Raw genomic sequence first — 21,357 nt, 5'->3', positions numbered from 1 at the left:
CCGTGCCGACCACAGCGGCCCTGAACGCTTCGGCCAGCCGCCACCTCGCCTAAAGCACGTCCACGCCGTCGAGCCTGAGCTGCACGGGACCCGCGGTCCGCTTCGCCGCACTCGCTGCCTTGACGGCGCGCATCTCCTTGGTGGCCTGCGCCGCCTGCCCATAGGGAATGAACAGCAGGGTGCGCACCTCGCCCTCCCCGGCCTGGCTGCCCTGGCGGGCGGCCGACACCGAGAGGGGGGACGGTCCAACGGCGCGCAGCTCCAGGGAGCGTCCGAGGGCATCGGTGAAGTGCACGACGTCGGCGCGCGGCCCGGTCACGGAGGCGACACGCACCGCAGGCGGCAGCTTCAGTTCCTGCCGCAGGTCCAGCTCCCGGGCGGCGAAGCCGGCGGGATCCCAGCGCAGCAAGGCACCCGTGGCCGTGCTGTCGTCCGCCGTGACCACCACGAGTCCACCCTCCGACGCGGGTCGGACCAGGGCCGCCGCGTTGAACCAGCGCCGCACAGTGTCCTCGCCGGCCCGCAAGTTCTCGCGCCGCAGCAATGAGTCTCCGTCCAGGAGCAGCGCTGCCGCGTAGCCGGCATCGGCCACGGGCTCGGCGCCGATCGTGGCAACCACGAGGGCCGGGGAGGTTCCGACCCGGGCCCTCACTTGGTCGCCCGACGATGTAATGACTGCCTTCCCCGGAAAAGCACGGCCGAGTTCCTCGGCAGTGCGCAGCACCCCGGCAGCTCCACGCCGCAGGCGCCTGCCGCCGCAGTGCCGGCAGTGCCATTCGGGAGCGGGGGTGGAGCACCAGCGGCATTGCGGCGGCGAGGAGGGCCCCGTGATGGCGAGGGGTCCCTGGCAGTTGGTGCAGCGCGCCGGTTCCCTGCAGTCCTCGCACACCAGCGACGGGGCGTACCCGGCGCGGGCCACCTGCACGAGCACCGGTCCGCGTTCCAGCCCTTCCTTCGCGGCACGCCACGCCGCCCCGGGCAGCCTGGCGATGCGGGCCAAGGGGTCCCGCTCCTGCTCGAAACTGTCCGCGGTGTTCAGGACCCGCGGGCTCCTGCTGCGCACCACCGGCCGCGGAGCTTCGACCGCCACGGCCCAGCCGGTGCCGGCCAGGCGCTGCAGTTCGGTGCTCCTGCTGTGCGCGGCCATGAGGCAGGCCGCCGATTCCTGCTCGCTGCGCAGGAGCAGGACTTCGCGGCTGTGGGCATAGGGTGCGCGCTGGTCGATGTGGAGGTCGTCGCCGTCGTCCCAGCACACCACCAGGCCGAGAGCCTGAACGGGTGCATAGGCCGCCGAACGGGTGCCGACCGCCACCCCGGCGTCGCCTCGGAGCAGCCTCAGGTAGCTCCGGTAGCGGGGCGTCTGGCCGTCGTCCGCAGTGAGCCGTGCGACGTCTGCGGCCGGGAGGACCTCCAGGAGGGCCTGTTCCATGCGGTCAAGATCACGCTGGTCCGGAACGACGACGACGGCGCCCCGGCCGGAGGACCGTACCGCGGCGACGGCGGCCGCGATCAGTCGAGGCCAGCCGTCCGGGCCGTAGCCCTGCACAGCGGTGAGGACGGCGCGCGGGGATCCGCCGGCCGCGAGGTGCTGGAGGAAGGCGGTGCCGTTGCCGTAGGAGGCCCAGCCTCCCGCAGTATCGCGCCGGATGACAGGGGCCTCCGGGCCGCCTGAGTCGGGACCGTCCGCCACTGGCTCTGCCGCGGCGCTGCCTGCCGTCCCGCTGGCCGCCGTCCCGCTGGCCGTCGTCGAGGCAGGGTCGAAGAGCTCGTCGCCGGCGAGGTAGCCCTTCTCAAGGCCGGCAACGCGGGGCGGGATAGCGGTGCGCAGCACATCGCTGAGTGTTCCGGCGTACCGTGCGGCGACCGCCGACGCCAAGGCCAGCAGGGACGGTCCGAGCACCGGGACAGCGGACACGACCTTGAGCAGGGGCACGAGCGCCGGGCCGCCCGGGGCGCCCGCCTTTCGCTCGAGGATGTATCCGCTCAGTTCCTGGCCGTTGAAGCGCACCTTGACGCGGACGCCGGGCAGCGCGGAATCCGCCAACTTGGCCGGCACACTGTAATCGAAGGGCCGGTCCAGGTGCGGCAGCGGCGATTCGATCAGCACCGCGGCCACGGGATCCACCGCAGCGGGCTCGGGGCCGCCCGCGGTGGCTTGAGCAGGGAATCCCTGCAGTAGGGAAGGCTGGCGTGCTGACGCCATGGCAGGGGGGGTCGCCACAGACGTGCCCTCCGCCAGCGGGAACAATCCGTCCTCGCCCATCGTGGTCACCCCCCTGTCATCCGGCTCCGGCCCTTGCTTTGCTGGCACCAGCAAAGCAAGGGGCACTGACAATTTCAGCGCGGCGTCGCCGGCGGTGCGGATCAGGCGTTGAAGAATTCCTTCAGCTCCGCCACGCGGTCCAGGCGTTCCCAGGTGAAGTCCGGCTCGTCCCTGCCGAAGTGGCCGTGGGCGGCGGTCTTGGTATAGATCGGACGCTTCAGGTCGAGGGCATCGATGATGGCACGGGGACGGAGGTCGAAGATCTCGGCGATGGCTTCGCTGATCTTGGCGGGGTCTACGGTTTCCGTGCCGAAGGTTTCCACGTAGGTGCCCACCGGACGGGCCTGGCCGATGGCGTAGGCGATCTGGATCTCGGCGCGCTTGGCCAGTCCAGCGGCCACGACGTTCTTCGCGACCCAGCGCATGGCGTACGCCGCCGAACGGTCCACCTTCGACGGGTCCTTGCCTGAGAAGGCGCCGCCGCCGTGACGTGCAAAGCCTCCGTAGGTGTCCACGATGATCTTGCGGCCGGTCAGCCCGGCGTCGCCCACCGGTCCGCCGATGACGAACGCCCCTGCAGGGTTCAGGATGTTGGCCACATGGGAGATATCCAGGTTGGACACGGCCAGGACGGGGTCGATCACGTGCGCGGCCAGGTCGGCGCGCAGCCGATCCAAAGGGGTTCCCTCGGCGTGCTGGCTGGAGATGACCACGGTTTCGACCGACACGGGACGGTCCCCGTCGTACCCCACGGTCACCTGGGTCTTGCCGTCCGGGCGCAGGTACGCCAGTTCGCCGCTCTTGCGGACGTCAGTGAGCCGCTCGGAGAGGCGGTGGGCCAGCCAGATCGGCGTGGGCATGTAGGACGGGGTCTCATCGCTGGCGTAGCCGAACATGATGCCTTGGTCGCCGGCGCCCTGGAGGTCGTAGTCGTCCTCCTGGCGGCCCTCACGGGCCTCAAGCGAGTTGAACACGCCGCCGGCGATGTCGTTGGACTGCTGACCGATCGAGACGGACACGCCGCAGCGGGCGCCGTCGAAGCCGTTGGCCGAGGAATCGTAGCCGATGCCCAGGATGGTCTCGCGGACGATCTGCGGGATCTCGACGTAGGCGTCGGTGGTGACTTCGCCGGCAACATGCACCAGGCCCGTGGTGGCCATGGTTTCCACCGCGACGCGCGATTCCGGGTCGGCGGCCAGGAGGGCGTCGAGGATCGCGTCGCTGATCTGGTCGCAGATCTTGTCCGGGTGTCCTTCAGTGACTGACTCTGAGGTGAAGAGCCGGAGCTTGGACGGATTTCCGTGGGCGTGGTGCAGGGGTAAAGTCACGTGACTACCTTACTTGGTTGAGGGAAAACGGCCGGTGCCGTGTGTCCCCGTGCTAAGGATGCGGCCGGAGCGGCGTCAGCCGGCGGGCGATACTCGCTCGAGCTCGGCGCCGATCCGGTCGATGACGGCGGCGGCGACGTCGGCCTTGGACCCGGCGGCCGACTGCGGTCCGGCGCCGTGCCCTGAGAGGATCACCACGGACGTCTCGTCCTGGCCGAAGACCCGGCCGATGCCGACGTGGTTCACCACCAGCAGGTCGCAGCCCTTGCGGGCGAGCTTGGCGCGGGCGTGTTCCAGGACGTCGCCATCGGCGTCGCCCGTCTCCGCGGCGAAACCGACGATGAGCTGGCTGCTGTGCTTGCCGCCGACGGCGGCGCTGCCGCGCTGTTCGACGAGTTCGCGGAGGATGTCGGGGTTCCGCACCAGGCGGAGCAGCGGCGCGTCCTGGTCGTCCTTCTTCTTGATCTTGGTGTCGGACACCTCGGCGGGCCGGAAGTCGGCGACCGCCGCGGCCATGATCACGACGTCGGATTCCGGTGCGGCGGCCAGCGCGGCCTCCCGCAGTTCGAGTGCCGATTCGACGCGGACCAGTTCCACGCCCGACGGCGGTTCGACGTCCATGTGGGCGGCCAGGAAGCGTACCCGGGCTCCCGCGTCGAGAGCGGCCTGGGCCAAGGCAGCGCCTTGTTTGCCGGAGGAACGGTTTCCGAGGAAACGCACGGGATCGAGGGCTTCGCGGGTGCCGCCGGCGGTGATGGTGACGGTGCGTCCGGCGAGGGGCCCGGGTGCGTTGCCTGCCGACGGGACCGCAGCAGCGCCTGCGAGGGCCAGTGCGGCGTCGAAAATCACTTCGGGTTCCGGCAGCCGGCCGGGGCCTGAGTCGGCACCGGTCAGGCGCCCGACAGCGGGTTCCAGCACGGTGGCGCCGCGGCTGCGCAGGGTTTCCACGTTGGCCCGGGTGGCCGGGTGCTGCCACATTTCGCTGTGCATCGCGGGGGCGAACAGCACCGGACCGTGCGCCATGAGGAGCGTGTTGGTGAGCAGGTCGCCGGCCTGGCCGGTGGCCGCCTTGGCGAGCAGGTCCGCCGTCGCGGGGGCCACCACGATGAGGTCCGCCTCGTGGCCGAGCCGGACGTGGTTGACCTTCTCGACGTCGTCGAACACGCTGTTGCTCACGGGCTTGCCGGAGAGCGCCTCCCAGGTGGCCGTCCCGACGAAGCGGGTGGCCGCTTCGGTGGGGATGACCGTGACGTCGTGTCCGGCTTCAGTAAAAAGCCGGAGGAGAGATGCAACCTTGTAGGCTGCGATCCCTCCCCCGACTCCGAGGATGATGCGCACGTGGCCCCCGTCTACAGGCAGACTGCCTACTCGGCCGATTCGATCGGCGTGGATACGAGCAGGCCCTCGTTGATCTCGCGCAGGGCGATGGAGAGGGACTTCTCGTTCAGCTTGGTGTCAACGAGCGGGCCGACGTATTCGAAGAGGCCCTCGTGCAGCTGGGCGTAGTACGCGTTGATCTGGCGTGCACGCTTGGCGCCGAAGATCACCAGGCCGTACTTGGAATCGGCGGCCTTAAGCAGCGAGTCGATCGGCGGGTTGATGATGCCTTCAAGGTTCGTGGACACGAATTCTCCAAATTCTAGCGGGCTGACAGGTCCCGGCGCTTAGCGCTGGTGCGGGGTAAGCCCCATGAGTGAAACAAGCTCGTCCGCTGCCCGTCGGACGTCATCGTTGATGACGGTGTGGTTGAACTCCGGTTCAGCGGCAAGTTCCAGTTTAGCGGTTTCCAGGCGGCGCTGCTGTTCCTCGGGGGTTTCCGTGCCGCGTCCGACCAGCCGGCGCACCATTTCCTCCCAGGACGGCGGTGCCAGGAAGACAAAGTTCGCGTCCGGCACGGCCTCCTTGACCTGGCGTGCACCCTGGAGGTCGATCTCAAGCAGCACGGATTTGCCTTCGGCGATGGCTGCCTCGACGGTGCTGCGCAGGGTTCCGTAGCGGTTGCGCCCGTGCACCACAGCCCATTCGAGGAGCTCACCGTCCGCAATCAGGGAATCGAACTCGTCGGCGCTTTTGAAGAAGTAATGGACACCTTCCGTCTCCCCCGGACGCGGGGCCCTGGTGGTGGCCGATACCGACAGCCAGACTTCCGGGTAGTTGTCGCGGATGTAGGTGGATACGGTTCCCTTACCGACGGCGGTGGGGCCTGCGAGGACGGTCAGTCCCGGTTTCTTGCTCACGTGATCCTTCGGGGTGAGGCGCTAGACGCCGTGTTTGTCTTCCATAAAATCTATCAGCGCCCGGGATTGGTGGACGCCAAGGCCCCGGAGCCGGCGCGAGGTCGCGATGCCGATCTGTTCCATGATCGCGGCTGCACGGACCGGGCCGATCCCCGGTACGGCTTCCAGCAGCTCGGCCACCCGCATCCGCGCCAGGGCCTCGTCTTCGGCCGCGAGGCTGATCAGCCCGGCGATGCTTAGCTCGCCTTTCCGGAGGCGCTCCTTGTACTGGGCCCTGTGCGCCCTGGCTTTGGCCGCTTTCGCAAGGGCATCGCCACGTTCCTGTGCAGACAAAGCCTTAAGAGCCACTGGTTCTCCCCATTCTGTGCACCACTTTGCGCGCAGCGCAGTGGACTACCCCGAAGCTACCGGCATCCGCGCCGTGAAAGCAACGCGGAGCCGGTGCCCGCCTTGGTGGCGGGAACCGGCTCCGTGTGCAAGGAGCGCCCGACGGCGGCCCGCACCCGGGCGGGGCTCAGGCGCCGAGCAGTCCGTCCCGGGTCTCCTCGGTAGCCGCACGCAAGCCCGCCACGGCGGGTCCGGCGGCCAGGATGCCGCGGCTGGAGGTTGCGAGGACGGCCGGATAGGCCGCCCCGAACGTGCTCCGCAGGTCCGCTGCCGTGGCCCCCTGGGCGCCCAGACCAGGCGCCAGAAGCGGCCCGTTGACGGCGTTGAGGTCAAGGCCAAGGTCCGCCAGGGCGCTGCCGATGGTCGCCCCGACCACCAGGCCTACCGAACCCAAGGCGCCGTCATAGCGTCGGTTCTCGGCGGCAGCCGCTTCCACGATGCGCTTGGCCACGGATTCGCTGCCGCCTACGTGCTGTACCGACTTGCCCTCGGGATTCGAGGTGAGCGCCAGGACGAAAACACCCCGCCCGTACTCTGCGGCCAGGTCAAGGGCCGGGCGCAGCGACTCGAAGCCCAGGTACGGGCTCAGCGTCACCGAGTCGGCGGCGAGGGCCGAACCGTCACGCAACCAGGCATCCGCGTAGGCAGCCATGGTGGAGCCGATGTCGCCGCGCTTGGCGTCGGCAATGCTCAGCACCCCGGCGGCGGACGCGGCGGCCAGCGTGCGCTCCAGGACGGCCATGCCGGCGGAGCCGTGGCGCTCGTACAGGGCCACCTGCGGCTTGACCGCGGCAGCGAGGGAAGCCACGGCCTCCACAACGGTCAGCGAGAACCGTTCCACGCCGGCGACGTCGTCGTTCAGCCCCCAGTCGGCCAGCAGCCCCGGGTGCGGATCGATGCCGACGCACAGCGGGCCGCGGGCGGCCATGGCGGCGGCCAGCCGGGAACCGAAGGGCTCCCGGCCCGCCGGTTCCGCAGCTGCCCGCTGGTCAACCGTGGACTCAGGCATTGACCGATTCCTTGGCTGCGGCCAGGTTGGCGGCGTGCTCCTGCAGGCTGGTGACCGACCATTCGTAGGTGCGCTGCGCCTCGATCGCCTGGACGGCTGCGTTGAATTCGGCCACCGTGGTGATGCAGGGAATGCCGATCGAGGTCGCTGCGGCACGCAGCTCATAGCCGTCGCTGCGGGCCTCGCCGCCGGAAGGCGTGTTGAAGACCATGTCGATTTCACCGGCAACGATGAGGTCGGCGATGGTGCCCTCGCCCTCGGCGCTGGAGCCTTCGGCCACCTTGCGCACCGGGGTGGCCTGGATGCCGTTGCGGCGCAGGACATCGGCGGTGCCGCCGGTGGAGACGATCTCGAAGCCGAGATCGGACAGGCGCTTGACGCCCATGATCACCGAGCGCTTGTCGCGGTTCGCGACCGAGACGAAGACCTTGCCTTCGGTGGGCAGGGCGTTGCCCCCGCCGGCCTGGCTCTTGGCGAAGGCCGTGTCGAAGTGCTTGTCGATGCCCATGACCTCGCCGGTGGAGCGCATTTCCGGGCCGAGCAGGGAGTCGACGACTTTGCCCTCCGGGGTGCGGAAGCGGCTGAACGGCAGCACGGCTTCCTTCACGGCGATCGGGGCGTCGAACGGCAGGGTGGAACCGTCACCGGTCTCCGGCAGCATCTTGTAGGCGCTGCGGAGCTGGTTGATGGTGACGCCGGTGCCGATCAGGGCGGCAGCCTTGGCCATCTGCACGCCGGTGGCCTTGGACACGAACGGCACCGTGCGGGAGGCACGCGGGTTGGCTTCCAGGACATAGAGCACGTCCGAGGCGAGGGCGAACTGGATGTTGATCAGGCCGCGCACGCCCACGCCTTCGGCGATGGCGCGGGTGGCGGTGCGGACCCGGTCGATGACGTTCTTGCCCAGGGTGATCGGGGGCAGCACGCAGGCGGAGTCGCCGGAGTGCACGCCGGCTTCCTCGATGTGCTCCATGATGCCGCCGAGGTACATATCCGTGCCGTCGAAGAGCGCGTCGACGTCGATTTCGACGGCGTCCTCGAGGAAGCGGTCGATCAGCACCGGGTGGTCCGGGGTGATCTCGGTGGCGTTGGCGATGTAGCGGGACAGGTTGGCTTCGTCGTAGACGATCTCCATGCCGCGGCCGCCCAGCACGTAGGACGGACGGACCAGCACGGGGTAGCCGATCTCGTCGGCGATCTTCTTGGCGTCCTCGAAGGAGACGGCGGTGCCGTTCTTCGGGGCGATCAGGCCGGCGCTGTCCAGCACGCGGGAGAATTCGCCGCGGTGCTCGGCGAGGTCGATGGCCTCGGGCGAGGTGCCCAGGATCGGGACGCCGGCGTCGGCCAGCTGCTGGGCCAGCTTCAGCGGGGTCTGGCCGCCGAGCTGCACGAACACACCCATGACGCCGCCGGTGCGCTCCTCGGCCGCGATGACTTCGAGGACGTCCTCGAGGGTCAGCGGCTCGAAGTACAGGCGGGTGGACACGTCGTAGTCCGTGGACACCGTTTCCGGGTTGCAGTTGACCATGACGGTCTCGTAGCCGGCCTTGCGCAGCGCCATCGAGGCGTGGACGCAGGAGTAGTCGAACTCGATGCCCTGGCCGATGCGGTTCGGGCCTGAGCCGAGGATGATCACGGACGGCTTGGCGTGCAGGCCGACTTCGTCCTCCTCGTCGTAGGCCGAGTAGTGGTACGGCGTGTAAGCGGCGAATTCGGCGGCACAGGTGTCCACGGTCTTGTAGACCGGGCGGACGCCGAGGGCCTGGCGGACACCGCGGACCACGGCTTCGCTGTTGTGCGTCAAGGCACCGATCTGCTCGTCCGAGAAACCGTGGCGCTTGGCGTTGCGCAGCATGTCCTCGGTGAGGGCACCGGCCTTGCGGATCTGCGCGGCAGTCTCATTGAGCAGCTGCAGCTGGTCCAGGAACCAGGGGTCGATCTTTGTGGCGGCGTACAGTTCCTCGACGGTGGCGCCGCCCAGCAGGGCGCGCTGGACCTGGTAGAGGCGTTCCGTCGTCGGGCGTTTGGCCTTCTCGATGAGTTCGGCCACCTCGTACTCGGGCACGTGGCTGAAGTCCAGCTGCGAGCCCTTCTGTTCCAGGGAGCGCAGGGCCTTCTGCAGCGCTTCGGTGAAGTTGCGGCCCATGGCCATGGCCTCGCCCACCGACTTCATGGTGGTGGTCAGCGTGGGGTCCGCGGCCGGGAACTTCTCGAACGCGAAGCGCGGCACCTTGACGACGACGTAGTCGAGGGTCGGCTCGAACGAGGCCGGCGTCTTCTGCGTGATGTCGTTCGGGATCTCGTCCAGGGTGTAGCCCAGGGACAGCTTGGTGGCGATCTTGGCGATGGCGAAGCCGGTGGCCTTGGACGCCAGGGCGGAGGAACGGGAGACGCGCGGGTTCATTTCGATGACGACGACGCGGCCCGTGTCCGGGTGGATGGCGAACTGGATGTTGCAGCCGCCGGTGTCGACGCCGACTTCGCGGATGACGGCGATGGCGACGTCGCGCAGCTTCTGGTACTCGCGGTCGGTGAGGGTCAGGGCCGGGGCCACCGTGATGGAGTCGCCGGTGTGCACGCCCACGGGGTCGAAGTTCTCGATCGAGCAGACAACAACGACGTTGTCGTTCTTGTCGCGCATCATCTCGAGCTCGTATTCCTTCCAGCCGAGGATGCTCTCTTCGAGCAGTACCTCGGTGGTGGGGCTGTATTGCAGGCCCTGGCCCACAATGCGGCGCAGGTCGTCCTCGTTGTAGGCCAGGCCGGAACCGAGGCCGCCCATGGTGAAGGACGGGCGGACCACCATCGGGTAGCCCAGGTCCTCGGCGGCGGCGAAGGCCTCATCCATGGTGTGGATGATGTGGCTGCGGGCGGACTCGGCGCCGCAACGCTCCACGACGCCCTTGAACTTCTCGCGGTCTTCGCCGAGTTCGATCGCGGCGATGTTCGCGCCGATCAGTTCCACGTTGTACTTGGCCAGCACGCCGTTCTTGTCCAGCGCGATCGCCGTGTTCAGGGCCGTCTGGCCGCCCAGGGTGGGCAGCACCGCGTCCGGGCGCTCCTTGGCAATGATCTTTTCGACCACCTCGGGGGTGATCGGCTCGACGTAGGTAGCGTCGGCGAATTCCGGGTCGGTCATGATCGTGGCCGGGTTGGAGTTCACGAGGATGACCCGCAGGCCTTCCTCCTTGAGCACGCGGAGGGCCTGGGTTCCGGAGTAGTCGAACTCGGCAGCCTGGCCGATGACGATCGGGCCGGAGCCGATGACAAGGACGCTCTTGAGATCTGTACGCTTCGGCATTACTTGGTGTCCTCGCTGGTCTGAGCCGATGTGGCCTGGGCCGATGTGGTCTGGGCGGAGTTCCTGGTGCTGTCCATCAGGTCGATGAAGCGGTCGAAGAGGTACGCGGCGTCGTGCGGACCCGCGGCGGCCTCGGGATGGTACTGGACCGAGAAGGCGGGGATGTCCAAGCAGGACAGGCCTTCAACGACGTTGTCGTTGAGGCTCACGTGGCTGACCTCGACGCGGCCGTAGCGCTCTTCCGGCGCCGTGCTGGCCCCGTCCATGGGGGCGTCGACGGCGAAGCCGTGGTTCTGCGAGGTGATTTCCACCTTGCCCGTGCGGCGGTCCATGACGGGCTGGTTGATGCCGCGGTGGCCGTACTTGAGCTTGTAGGTGCCGAAGCCGAGGGCACGGCCGAGGATCTGGTTGCCGAAGCAGATGCCGAAGTACGGGAGCTTCTCGTCCAGCACGGAGCGCAGCAGCTTGACCTGGGCGTCGGCCGTGGCGGGGTCGCCGGGGCCGTTGGACATGAAGAAGCCGTCCGGGTTGACGGCCTTGACGTCCTCGAGGGTGGCGGTGGCCGGGAGCACGTGGACGCGGACGCCGCGTTCGGCGAAGCGCACCGGGGTCATCGCCTTGATGCCGAGGTCGATGGCCGCGATCGAGAAGCGGGCCTCGCCCTCCCAGCCATGGTCCTTCGGCTCCACGACGTAGGCTTCGTCGATGCTGACTTCCTCTGCCAGGCGTGCGCCTTCCATCGGGGCGCTGGCCTTGACGGTGGCGAGCAGTTCGCTTTCGGCGGCCTTGGCGGCCTCGCCGGAGAAGATGCCGGCGCGCATGGTCTTGTTTTCGCGCAGGTGGCGGGTGATGGCACGGGTGTCCACGCCCTGGATGCCCACGATGCCCTGCTCCACCAGTTCGGCGTCGAGGCTGCGCTCGGACCGCCAGTTGGAGGGGCGGCGGGCGGCGTCGCGGACCACATAGCCGGCAACCCAGATCTTGCGGGATTCCGCGTCCTCGCTGTTCACGCCGGTGTTGCCGATGTGGGGTGCGGTCTGCACCACGAGCTGGCGCGCGTAGGAGGGGTCGGTGATCGTTTCCTGGTAGCCGGTCATGCCGGTCGCGAAAACGGCTTCGCCCAGGGCAGTGCCCGTGGCACCGTAGCTGCGGCCGCGGAACACGCGGCCGTCTTCGAGGACCAGCACTGCGGGAGCGGCGCTTGCCGCTGCGCTGGCGTCAACGTCGTTCGGATGTGTCGCTGCGTTGTTGTCCGTCACTGTCTTACTTTCCACTATCGGCTTGCGCCTGGGGGTTTGCGGAGATCAATTCTTGAAGTGCGTTGATGAGCGGCTGCTTGTCGGCGGCATGACGGGTACGGAATCCCGTATCCAGTGTGCGGCTTCCCAGGGTCCAGCTGATGACCACGAGTCCGTCCTTCTCGACGAACTTGCCGGCCATCCCGCTGTCCTGGCGTTGGGACTGGAGCGCCGCGCGCGGCACGAACAGCGGCGGGAAGCCGTCCCGGTCGAACAGCACTCCTTCGGGGTGCACGCTCGCTTCGGCGTTGCCGCGGAAGCCCAGGCCGTGGACGGCGATCCGGTCCAGCCAGTCCCCCGCCGTCGTGGTGGCCACGTACTGGCCTGAGACGACGACGGCGGCCGCGCCCAGTTCCGCCGGAACCGGAGGGGGCTGTTCGACGTCGGCCTGCCGCCGGAGCCTGGAGCGCCAACCGAGAGCGATGAGCCCGAAGGCGACGGCGCACAGGACCAGGACCAGCAGCAGGGAGGCGAACTCGTTCATCAGTTCCCGCTGACCGCGCCGGCGGTCTCCGGGTGGCGGTAGGGTACGTTCAGCTTGCCGCCGAGCACCGTGGGGTGGCCCTTGAAGAAGGTGGCGATCACGGCACCGGGAAGTTCCCTGCCCTTGAACGGGGAGTTCCGTCCCATGGTGGCCATCTTGTCGGGATCAACCGTCCAGCGGGCCGCGGGGTCCACGAGGATGATGTTGGCCGGTTCACCGGTTTCGAGCGGGCGGCCCTGGTCCTCCAGCCGGCCGATGCGTGCCGGGACCGTGGAGGTGACGCGGGCGAAGTCGGCCCAGCCCATCAGCCCGGTTTCGATCATGGTTTCCTGCACGACGGACAGCGCCGTTTCCAGCCCGGTCATGCCCATGGCCGCTTGTGCCCATTCGCATTCCTTGTGCTCGCTGGGGTGCGGGGCGTGGTCGGTGCCGATGACGTCGATGGTGCCGTCGGCGAGTGCTTCGCGGAGGGCCAGGACGTCCGTTTCGGTGCGCAGCGGCGGGTTGACCTTGAAGACGGGATCGTAGCTTCGGACGAGTTCGTCGGTGAGGAGGAGGTGGTGCGGGGTGACCTCGGCGGTGACGTCGATGCCGCGGGACTTGGCCCAGCGGATGATCTCGACGGATCCGGCGGTGGAGACGTGGCAGACGTGCAGGCGGGAGCCGACGTGCTGGGCGAGCAGGACGTCCCGGGCGATGATGCTTTCCTCGGCGACGGCCGGCCAGCCGCCCAGGCCGAGCACCGCGGAGACGGCGCCTTCGTTCATCTGGGCACCGGCAGTGAGGCGCGGTTCCTGCGCGTGCTGGGCAACGACGCCGTCGAAGGCCTTCACGTATTCCAGGGCGCGGCGCATCAGCACGGGGTCGTGGACGCAGATCCCGTCATCGGAAAAGACGCGGACGCGGGCGCGGGAATCGGCCATGGCACCGAGCTCGGCGAGCTGCTCGCCGGCCAGGCCGACGGTGACAGCGCCCACCGGGCGGACGTCCACCCAGCCGGAGTCGCGGCCGAGGCTGTGGACCTGTTCGACGACGCCGGCCGTGTCCGCCACCGGGTTGCTGTTGGCCATGGCGTGGACGGCGGTGTAGCCGCCGAGCGCGGCGGCCCGGGTGCCCGTTTCGACCGTTTCGGCGTCTTCGCGGCCGGGTTCGCGCAGGTGGGTGTGGATATCCACCATGCCAGGCAGGGCCACGAGGCCCGCGGCCTCGATGACGGTGGCGTCCGCCGCGGCTTCATGCGTGGCCGCACCGTTCCCGCGCGCGGCGATGACCCCGTCGCGGATAAGGAGGTCCTCGGCGTCCCCGCCGAGGATGGCAGCGCCACGGATCAGGTAAGTGTTCTCTGCCATCAGTGGCTCTCCTTGCTGGACTGGGTGGTTGCGGGAACTGTTTCGCGGGTGTCCCCGGAGAGCAGCAGGTACAGGGCTGCCATGCGGACTGAGACGCCGTTGCGCACCTGGTCCAGGACCGTGGAGCGTGGCGAATCAGCGGCAGCCGAGGAAATTTCCAGGCCGCGGTTCATGGGGCCCGGGTGCATGATGATGGTGTCCTTGAGGCCGAGTTCGTCCAGGGCGCGCAGGCGGGTGTCGTCAAAGCCCCAGCGCCGGGAGTATTCGCGGGTGGACGGGAAGAACGAGGCGTTCATGCGTTCGCCCTGCACCCGGAGCATCATCATGGAATCCACGCCGGCCTGGAGCGTTTCGTCGAGGTTGTAGCTGACCTTGCAGGGCCATTTCTCGACACCGATCGGAAGCAGGGTGGGAGGCGCCACCAAGGTGACGTCCGCGCCCAGGGTGCGCAGCAGCCAGACGTTGGAGCGGGCCACCCGGGAGTGCAGAACGTCGCCGGCGATGGCCACGCGCATTCCGCTCAGGTCCGTGCCCTGCGATTCGGTGCCGTGCAGGCGCGCCCAGTGGCGGCGCATGGTGAAGGCGTCCAGCAGTGCCTGGGTGGGGTGTTCGTGGGTGCCGTCGCCGGCGTTGATGACGGCGGCGTCGATCCAGTCGGTGGCGGCCAGGCGGTGCGGGGCACCCGAGGCCCAATGCCGGATGACGACGGCGTCCGCACCGATAGCGGCGAGGGTCTGGGCGGTGTCCTTAAGGGATTCGCCTTTGGACACCGAGGAGCCCTTGGCTGCGAAGTTGATGACGTCCGCGGAGAGGCGCTTGGCGGCGGCTTCGAAGGAGATCCGCGTGCGGGTGGAGTCTTCGAAGAAGAGGTTCACCACGGTGCGGCCACGCAGGGCCGGGAGCTTCTTGACTTCGCGTTCGCCGACGGCGGCCATTTCCTCGGCGGTGTCGAGGATGCGGATTGCGTCGGCAGCACTGAGGTCCTGGGTGGAGAGCAGGTGCTTCATGCGCCGGCCTCGATCACTACCTCGTTGACCGGGGCGCCGTCGACGGTGTCCAGTTCCTCGAGGTGCACGCGCACCTTTTCGGAGGAGGCGGTGGGCAGGTTCTTGCCCACGTGGTCGGCCCGGATGGGAAGTTCGCGGTGGCCGCGGTCCACCAGGACGGCGAGGCGGACGATGCGCGGACGGCCGAGGTCGACAATGGCGTCGAGGGCGGCGCGGATGGTGCGTCCTGAGTACAGGACGTCGTCGATCAGCACAACCACCTTGTTGTCGATGCCGGATTTCGGCAGCTTCGTCGGGTACGGGGGGCGGGCCGGTTGGCGGGAAAGGTCGTCACGGAACATGGTGACATCGAGCTGGCCGACGATCCCGGCGGCGTCGACGGCGGGGTCCGCGGCGGCGATCTTGTTGGCGAGGCGCACTGCCAGCGGGTAACCGCGGCGCGGGATGCCCAGCAGGACCAGGTCCTTGGAACCCTTGTTGGCCTCGAGGATCTCGTGGGCGATACGAGTGAGTGCACGGTCAATATCGCCCTGGTTCAATACAACCCTGGACGGCACCGGTGCTGCGACTTCAGTCATCGCTCGTCTCCCCTTTCCCCGCCTCACAGGACGGAATTAAAAAAGGAACAATTGCCTTCCAAAAGTATCACAGCGGCGTCCTGCTGCCGGTGGTGTGAAGGCCGCCGTCATGAGTTTTCGATCACAGCGGCCGGGCCGTCGAGCGGGGCACGCTTGGGCGGGAGCGCGAGGGCAAATAGGCTCGTCCGCATGACGACGAACCACCCCGGGCATTACGGCGGCCCGCAGCCGGATCCACGCGTGCTCATGGAGGCCGGGGCCAATCCGACGTGGTTCGGCCGCGTCGATCCCCGGAACTACCAGCCGGCCCCCGGCACCCCGGGCGGGGTGCCCGGCCAGCCCTGGCTGCCTCCGCTGCCCGCTCCCCGGCGCCGGACGACCGGCACACTTCCCCTGCTCATCGCCGGGGCAATCCTGGCATTCGCCAGCCTCCTGCTGATCGTGCCGTTCCTGCTCGGGAACACCGGCGCCGCCGGCCTCGGGATCGGCTTCATGGTGTCCCTCCTTCCGCTTTCAGCCGTGCTGCTGACCGTGTCCTTCATCGACCGGTGGGAGCCGGAACCCAAGCGGCTGCTGGCCTTCGCGTTCACCTGGGGCGCGGCTGTGTCCATCGCCGGAACCCTGCTGATCCAGCCACTGTTCGCGGCGGTGGCACCACGGACGAGCGAGGCGGACTTCCGCTTCTTCATGGCCACGGTGGAGGCCCCGGTCGTGGAGGAATTCACGAAGTCACTGGGGCTCCTGCTCCTGCTTCTGGCTGCGCGGAAGTACTTCGATGGTCCCGTGGACGGCGTGGTGTTCGCCTTCACGATCGCCGGCGGCTTCGCCTTCACGGAGAACATCCTCTACTTCGGCCGGGAGATCGCCGGCTCCGCGGATCCGGGGACGGACCTCGTGCGGATCTTTATCCTGCGCGGAATCATGTCGCCGTTCGCCCATGCCATCTTCACCGGCACCACGGGCCTCATCATGGGCTTCGCGGCCCGCAAATGGCACGCCGGCTACTCGGTGCTCGCCTTCTTCGTGGGGCTGCTTCCTGCCATGTTCCTGCACAACCGCTGGAACAGCATGGGCGGAGACTTCCTCGTCCAGTACATCCTGGTGCAGTTTCCGATCTTCCTGGCCGCCGCCGTCGGGATCATCCTGCTCCGGCTCGCGGAGAGCAAGCTGACCCGGCAGCGGCTGCTCGAATATGCCCGGGCCGGCTGGTTCTCGCCGGTGGAGGTGGACATGCTCGCCACGGGCCGGGGCCGGCGGCAGGCCATCCGCTGGGCCCAAGGGCGGGGCCGGGAGCCCCAGATGCGGCAGTTCGTCAGGGCGGCCACCGCGCTGGCCTGCACCAGGCAGCGAATCCTCAGCGGACGCGACGTCGAGCAGCACCAGGCGGACGAGTTCCACCAATTGGGCGAAGTATCCGCCCTGCGGGCGGCCGTGCTGGGCTGACGCTGCCGGGCTGAACCCCGCGGGAAAGACCCGGAACAACAAAGGAGGCGGGCATCCCATTCGGGATACCCGCCTCCTTTTGCATGCAGGGGCAGTCAGGCCAGCAGCGACGGCTTCAGCTTTTGGAGCCGGCCAAGGAGCCCGTTGATGAATGCCGGGGACTCATCGGTGGACATGGTCTTGGCGAGGGCCACGGCTTCACTGACGGCGACGCCATCGGGGACGTCCTCGTTGTAAAGCAGTTCCCAGGCACCGATCCGCAGGATGATGCGGTCCACCGAGGGCATGCGCTCCAGGGTCCAGCCCTGGGCGTAGGTCTGGAGGAACTCATCGATGGTTGCCTGCTTGGCCAGCACGCCCTCGACGATGTCCATCGTGTAGGGATTGACGATCAGGTCGGTCTTTTCGCGCCGGGCCCTGAGGACCTCAAGCGCAGGGGCGGAGCGCTGTTCCGCCTCGAAGAGCACTTCGAGGGCCCTGGTACGGGCCTTGCCACGGGCGCTCACTAGTCGTTGACCCGGCCCAGGTAGCTGCCGTCACGGGTGTCGACCTTGACCTTGGTGCCCTGCTCGAGGAACAACGGAACCTGGATCTCGTAGCCGGTTTCCACGGTTGCGGGCTTGGTGCCGGCGGAAGAGCGGTCGCCCTGGAGGCCCGGCTCGGTGTAGGTGATTTCGAGGACAACGCTCGGCGGCAGTTCGAGGTACAGCGGGGCACCTTCGTGCATGGCGATCAGGACCTGCTGGTTTTCCAGCATGAAGTTCTTGGCGTCGCCGACGACCTCGCCGGACACGGTCAGCTGGTCGTAGTCCTGGACGTCCATGAAGACGTAGTCGGCGCCATCCTGGTACAGGTAGGTGTAGTCGCGGCGGTCAACCGTTGCGGTCTCGATCTTGGCGCCGGCGTTGAAGGTCTTGTCGACCACCTTGCCGGAGAGAACGTTGCGCATCTTGGTGCGGACGAAGGCACCACCCTTGCCGGGCTTGACGTGCTGGAACTCGATGACGTTCCAGAGGTTGCCCTCCAGCTTCAGGACGGTTCCGTTCTTGATGTCGTTTGTGGTAGCCACTCGTATCCTCTTGGTTTGTTGCGCCAGACCGCTATGCCCGCCAGGGATGCCATACAGGCCGCCGGCGCTTATTTGTCAAAAATCCCGTACTTCGTGAAAAGTCCTCAACCATTCTAGCGGCAATGTCCACCTGCCGCCGTCGCGGATGCTGTGACGTCCGTCGTCGGAAGAACCCCGGCCCGGCCGGGCAACACCACGGTCAGGGCTCAGGAGGCCAGTTCGAGCACGTTCCGGGCCCGCTGCAGGGCGACGGCCGAAGAATAGATCAGGGACGCGTCGGCGGCCTGGGCGACCCGCAGGTCGAGCGCCTTGGAGAAGGACTCCGCGGCGGCGGCCACATTGCCGGCCACGAAGTGGGCCCGGCCCAGGAACTGGTGGACGAGCGGCTCGCGGCTGGTGCCGTGCACTTCGGCCAACAGCTGCCGGAACAGTTCCACGGCGCGGTCGAAGCGGTTGGTGGCCCGGTGCAGTTCGGCTTCGTAGATCCGCAGCTTGAAGGACTCCGGGTCGTTACAGCGTGCCTCGGCCAGTTCCTCCGCAGCGTCACCGAAGTGGCCTTCCAGCAGCAGGGCCATGATGCGGTCGGCGGGGTCCGTGGATTCGGCGAGGGCGGCTTCCATGGCGTCTTCGTTGACGATGTGCGGCAACAGCGTGTCCGGGTTGATGCGGACACCGGGGAACCCGCCGGTGGGCCAATCCGTCATGCCTTCAGGGGTTATCAGTGTCATGATGCGATTTCCTGGTAGGCGGCAAACAGCAGGGAGGTGTCCGGCACGTCGAGGATGCCGGGCTTGGCGATTCCATCGAGGACCACGAAGCGCAGGAGGTCGCCGCGGGACTTCTTGTCCCGGCGCATCCCGTCGAGCAGGCCCTGCCAGCGGTCCTTCCGGTAGGTGACCGGAAGGCCGAAGCCCTCGAGGATGCTGCGGTGCCGGTCGGCGTCGGCGTCGGAAAGCCGCCCGACGCTGCGGGAAAGCTCCGCGGCGAACATCATGCCCACCGACACGGCAGCGCCGTGCCGCCAGGAGTAGCGTTCCACGAGTTCGATGGCGTGGCCCAGGGTGTGGCCGTAGTTCAGGATCTCCCGCAGGCCCGATTCCTTCAGGTCCTCGGAGACGACCCTGGCCTTGACTGCGATGGCGCGTTCGATCAGTTCACGCACGACGGCGGACTCAGGGTCCACCGCTTCGGAACCCTTGTTCTCGATCAGGTCAAGGATGGCGGGGTCCGCGATGAACCCGCATTTGATGACCTCCGCCATACCGGAGATGAATTCGTTCTTCGGCAGGGTGCGCAGGGTGTCGAGGTCGGCCAGGACGGCTGCCGGCGGGTGGAAGGAACCCACCAGGTTCTTGCCCTCGGCCGTGTTGATGCCGGTCTTGCCGCCCACGGAGGCGTCCACCATGCCGAGCAGGCTGGTGGGCATGTGCACCACCTTCACGCCGCGCAGCCAGGTGGCAGCGACGAAGCCGGCCAGGTCAGTCACGGCGCCACCGCCCACGGAGACCACAGCGTCGGAGCGGGTGAAGTCGTTCTGGCCCAGCACCTGCCAGCAGAACGCGGCCACCTGGATGTGCTTGCCTTCCTCGGCGTCCGGGATCTCGGCCGTGACGGCGGTGAAGCCGGCGGCGTCCAGTTCGGCCCGCACGGCGTCGCCGGTGAGGCGCAGCGCCCGGGGGTGGATCACCAGGACACGCTTGACCCGTTCCCCGAGCGTTGCGGGAAGGGAGGACAGCAGGCCCCGCCCGATCACGACGTCGTAATTGTCAGTGGCCGCCTGTCCGGTGACCTTGATGATGGTCGATTCAGTGCTCATTGTTGAACTTCCTCTTTCACGGCCATGAAGCTTTGCAGTGCTTCCTCGACCCGCAGGGCGATCTCCGCGACCGTGCCGCTGCGGACGTCGATGGTGATGTCCGCCAGACGGGTGTAGACCGGCCTCCGGGCGTCGAACAGGGTCTGCCAGCGGGCCATCGCGTCGCCGGCCAGCAGCGGGCGGCCGCTGTTCCGGGCGATGCGTTCGGCCACCGTATCGGCGTCGCATTCCAGGTAGACGGCAGTGCAGCCGCCCAGCAGCTGCTGGGTACCCGAGTCCAGGACGGCGCCGCCGCCGAGCGAGATGACGGCGCCGTCCTGCCGGGAATCCTCGACGGCGCGGGCCACCGTGCGTGCCTCGATTTCGCGGAAGGCGTGCTCGCCGCGACCGGCGAAAATGTCCGCGATCGTGCCGTGCTGTTCGACGATGACGGCATCGGTGTCGATGAAGGGCAGGCCCAGATGCTGTGCGAGCTGCTGGCCAATGACGGACTTGCCGACCGCCATCGGACCCATCAGCACAATCACGGAGCGGCTACCGGGACCGGAAATACCATGGGCCACTAGTTGCCGACCGTGTCCAGGGTTGCCGGGATGTTCTCCAGGTACGCCTTCAGGTTGCGGGCGGTCTCGGTCACCGAGTCGCCGCCGAACTTCTCGGTGACGGCCTCGGCCAGCACCAGCGCCACCATGGCTTCGGCCACGACGCCGGCGGCCGGGACGGCACAGACGTCGGAGCGCTGGTGGTGGGCCTTGGCGGGTTCGCCGGTGCGCACGTCGATGGTCCTCAGGGCGCGCGGCACGGTGGCGATCGGCTTCATGGCTGCGCGGACACGGAGCACCTCACCGATGCTCATGCCGCCTTCGACGCCGCCGGCGCGGTTGGTCTTTCGGATGATGCGGCCGTCCTCGTCGCGGAAGATCTCGTCATGCGCGGCCGATCCGCGGCGGGCCGCGGTGCGGAAGCCATCGCCGACTTCGACGCCTTTGATGGCCTGGATGCCCATGAGGGCGGCGGCGAGCCGCGCGTCGAGGCGGCGGTCCCAGTGGACGTAGCTGCCCAGCCCGGGCGGCAGGCCGTAAGCGAGGACCTCGACGACGCCGCCGAGGGTTTCGCCTTCCTTGTGCGCGGCGTCGACCTCAGCCACCATGGCGTCGGAAGTTTCACGGTCGAAGCAGCGCAGCGGGTCCGAGTCCAGCGCCAGGACGTCGGAGGGCAGCGGCAGCGGCCGGCCTTCCGGGACCGAGACGCTGCCGATGGACACCGTGTGGCTGACGAGTTCGATGCCGAGCTGCTTGAGGAAGCGCGCGGCAACGGTGCCCAAGGCAACGCGGGTGGCGGTTTCGCGGGCGCTGGCGCGCTCCAGGACGGGACGGGCCTCGTCGAAGCCGTACTTCTGCATGCCGGTGAAATCGGCGTGGCCCGGGCGCGGCCGGGTCAAGGGGGCGTTGCGTGCCTGGTCGGCAAGCAGTTCCGGGTCCACCGGGTCAGCAGACATGATCTGCTCCCACTTGGGCCACTCGGTGTTGCCGATCTGGATCGCCACCGGACCACCCTGCGTGACGCCATGGCGGACACCGCCGAGGATGCTGACTTCGTCCTGCTCAAACTTCATGCGGGCGCCGCGGCCGTAACCAAGACGACGGCGGGCCAATGCCTCGCGCAGGTCATCACTGGCAAGTTCCACACCGGCGGGGACGCCTTCAACAATTCCGAGCAGTGCCGGCCCATGGGATTCTCCGGCAGTCAACCAACGCAACATATATCCAATCCTGCCATGTAAGGGGG

20 protein-coding genes are annotated in these 21,357 nt (G+C 68.2%); 1 reads left to right on the top strand and 19 read right to left on the bottom strand.

Annotated features, from left to right (window positions below):
* Positions 1-49: 49 nt before the first annotated feature.
* The 13 genes from DWV11_RS19610 to pyrR form a co-directional block, all read right to left on the bottom strand.
* Complete coding sequence (locus DWV11_RS19610) at positions 50-2,221, bottom strand: primosomal protein N' family DNA-binding protein (protein ID WP_425452089.1); 2,172 nt, start codon at positions 2,219-2,221, stop codon at positions 50-52.
* Between the two features lie 143 nt (positions 2,222-2,364).
* Positions 2,365-3,591 carry a methionine adenosyltransferase gene (metK, locus tag DWV11_RS19605; RefSeq protein ID WP_115790569.1) on the bottom strand — a complete coding sequence of 409 codons (1,227 nt, stop codon included), beginning with the start codon at positions 3,589-3,591 and terminating at the stop codon, positions 2,365-2,367.
* A 75-nt stretch (positions 3,592-3,666) separates the two neighbouring features.
* Positions 3,667-4,929: a bifunctional phosphopantothenoylcysteine decarboxylase/phosphopantothenate--cysteine ligase CoaBC gene (gene coaBC / locus DWV11_RS19600; RefSeq protein ID WP_115790568.1), complete on the bottom strand. Its 1,263-nt coding sequence runs from the start codon at positions 4,927-4,929 to the stop codon at positions 3,667-3,669.
* Positions 4,930-4,955: 26 nt separating this feature from the next.
* Positions 4,956-5,216: a DNA-directed RNA polymerase subunit omega gene (gene rpoZ, locus DWV11_RS19595; protein WP_074591496.1), complete on the bottom strand. Its 261-nt coding sequence runs from the start codon at positions 5,214-5,216 to the stop codon at positions 4,956-4,958.
* Positions 5,217-5,255: 39 nt separating this feature from the next.
* Positions 5,256-5,828 (bottom strand): guanylate kinase, encoded by a 573-nt coding sequence (gmk, locus tag DWV11_RS19590; protein ID WP_115790567.1) that lies wholly within the window; start codon positions 5,826-5,828, stop codon positions 5,256-5,258.
* A 21-nt stretch (positions 5,829-5,849) separates the two neighbouring features.
* Entirely contained in the window at positions 5,850-6,176 is a 327-nt protein-coding gene (gene mihF / locus DWV11_RS19585) for an integration host factor, actinobacterial type (RefSeq protein ID WP_115790566.1), read from the bottom strand.
* Between the two features lie 166 nt (positions 6,177-6,342).
* Positions 6,343-7,224: an orotidine-5'-phosphate decarboxylase gene (gene pyrF / locus DWV11_RS19580; RefSeq protein WP_115790565.1), complete on the bottom strand. Its 882-nt coding sequence runs from the start codon at positions 7,222-7,224 to the stop codon at positions 6,343-6,345.
* Positions 7,217-10,525 (bottom strand): carbamoyl-phosphate synthase large subunit, encoded by a 3,309-nt coding sequence (gene carB, locus DWV11_RS19575; protein ID WP_115790564.1) that lies wholly within the window; start codon positions 10,523-10,525, stop codon positions 7,217-7,219. The genes pyrF and carB overlap by 8 nt, the downstream gene beginning before the upstream one ends.
* Complete coding sequence (gene carA / locus DWV11_RS19570) at positions 10,525-11,784, bottom strand: glutamine-hydrolyzing carbamoyl-phosphate synthase small subunit (protein ID WP_115790563.1); 1,260 nt, start codon at positions 11,782-11,784, stop codon at positions 10,525-10,527. Before carA ends, carB begins: the two co-directional genes overlap by 1 nt.
* A gap of 4 nt (positions 11,785-11,788) precedes the next feature.
* Complete coding sequence (locus DWV11_RS19565; protein ID WP_115790562.1) at positions 11,789-12,307, bottom strand: PH-like domain-containing protein; 519 nt, start codon at positions 12,305-12,307, stop codon at positions 11,789-11,791.
* Positions 12,307-13,656 carry a dihydroorotase gene (locus DWV11_RS19560; RefSeq protein ID WP_115790561.1) on the bottom strand — a complete coding sequence of 450 codons (1,350 nt, stop codon included), beginning with the start codon at positions 13,654-13,656 and terminating at the stop codon, positions 12,307-12,309. Before DWV11_RS19560 ends, DWV11_RS19565 begins: the two co-directional genes overlap by 1 nt.
* On the bottom strand, positions 13,656-14,663 hold the full coding sequence (locus DWV11_RS19555) for an aspartate carbamoyltransferase catalytic subunit (protein ID WP_115790560.1): 1,008 nt from the start codon (positions 14,661-14,663) through the stop codon (positions 13,656-13,658). Before DWV11_RS19555 ends, DWV11_RS19560 begins: the two co-directional genes overlap by 1 nt.
* Entirely contained in the window at positions 14,660-15,241 is a 582-nt protein-coding gene (gene pyrR, locus DWV11_RS19550) for a bifunctional pyr operon transcriptional regulator/uracil phosphoribosyltransferase PyrR (RefSeq protein ID WP_115790559.1), read from the bottom strand. The genes DWV11_RS19555 and pyrR overlap by 4 nt, the downstream gene beginning before the upstream one ends.
* A gap of 189 nt (positions 15,242-15,430) precedes the next feature.
* Here pyrR and DWV11_RS19545 point away from each other — a divergent pair, with 189 nt between their 5' ends.
* Positions 15,431-16,684: a PrsW family intramembrane metalloprotease gene (locus DWV11_RS19545; protein ID WP_115790558.1), complete on the top strand. Its 1,254-nt coding sequence runs from the start codon at positions 15,431-15,433 to the stop codon at positions 16,682-16,684.
* Between the two features lie 95 nt (positions 16,685-16,779).
* Here DWV11_RS19545 and nusB read toward each other — a convergent pair whose 3' ends face one another.
* From nusB to aroC, 6 genes are all read right to left on the bottom strand, one after another.
* Entirely contained in the window at positions 16,780-17,190 is a 411-nt protein-coding gene (nusB, locus tag DWV11_RS19540; protein WP_074591478.1) for a transcription antitermination factor NusB, read from the bottom strand.
* On the bottom strand, positions 17,190-17,753 hold the full coding sequence (gene efp / locus DWV11_RS19535; protein ID WP_070349360.1) for an elongation factor P: 564 nt from the start codon (positions 17,751-17,753) through the stop codon (positions 17,190-17,192). The genes nusB and efp overlap by 1 nt, the downstream gene beginning before the upstream one ends.
* A gap of 206 nt (positions 17,754-17,959) precedes the next feature.
* Positions 17,960-18,481 carry a tetratricopeptide repeat protein gene (locus tag DWV11_RS19530; RefSeq protein ID WP_115790557.1) on the bottom strand — a complete coding sequence of 174 codons (522 nt, stop codon included), beginning with the start codon at positions 18,479-18,481 and terminating at the stop codon, positions 17,960-17,962.
* Entirely contained in the window at positions 18,478-19,569 is a 1,092-nt protein-coding gene (aroB, locus tag DWV11_RS19525; protein ID WP_115790556.1) for a 3-dehydroquinate synthase, read from the bottom strand. Before aroB ends, DWV11_RS19530 begins: the two co-directional genes overlap by 4 nt.
* Complete coding sequence (locus DWV11_RS19520) at positions 19,566-20,084, bottom strand: shikimate kinase (protein WP_115790621.1); 519 nt, start codon at positions 20,082-20,084, stop codon at positions 19,566-19,568. The genes aroB and DWV11_RS19520 overlap by 4 nt, the downstream gene beginning before the upstream one ends.
* 47 nt (positions 20,085-20,131) lie before the next feature.
* Complete coding sequence (gene aroC, locus DWV11_RS19515; protein ID WP_115790555.1) at positions 20,132-21,331, bottom strand: chorismate synthase; 1,200 nt, start codon at positions 21,329-21,331, stop codon at positions 20,132-20,134.
* Positions 21,332-21,357 lie beyond the last annotated feature (26 nt).

Source organism: Arthrobacter silvisoli (assembly GCF_003369445.1).
In the GTDB taxonomy this organism is placed as follows: domain Bacteria; phylum Actinomycetota; class Actinomycetes; order Actinomycetales; family Micrococcaceae; genus Arthrobacter; species Arthrobacter silvisoli.
This window is presented reverse-complemented; position numbering and strand designations above follow the sequence as displayed.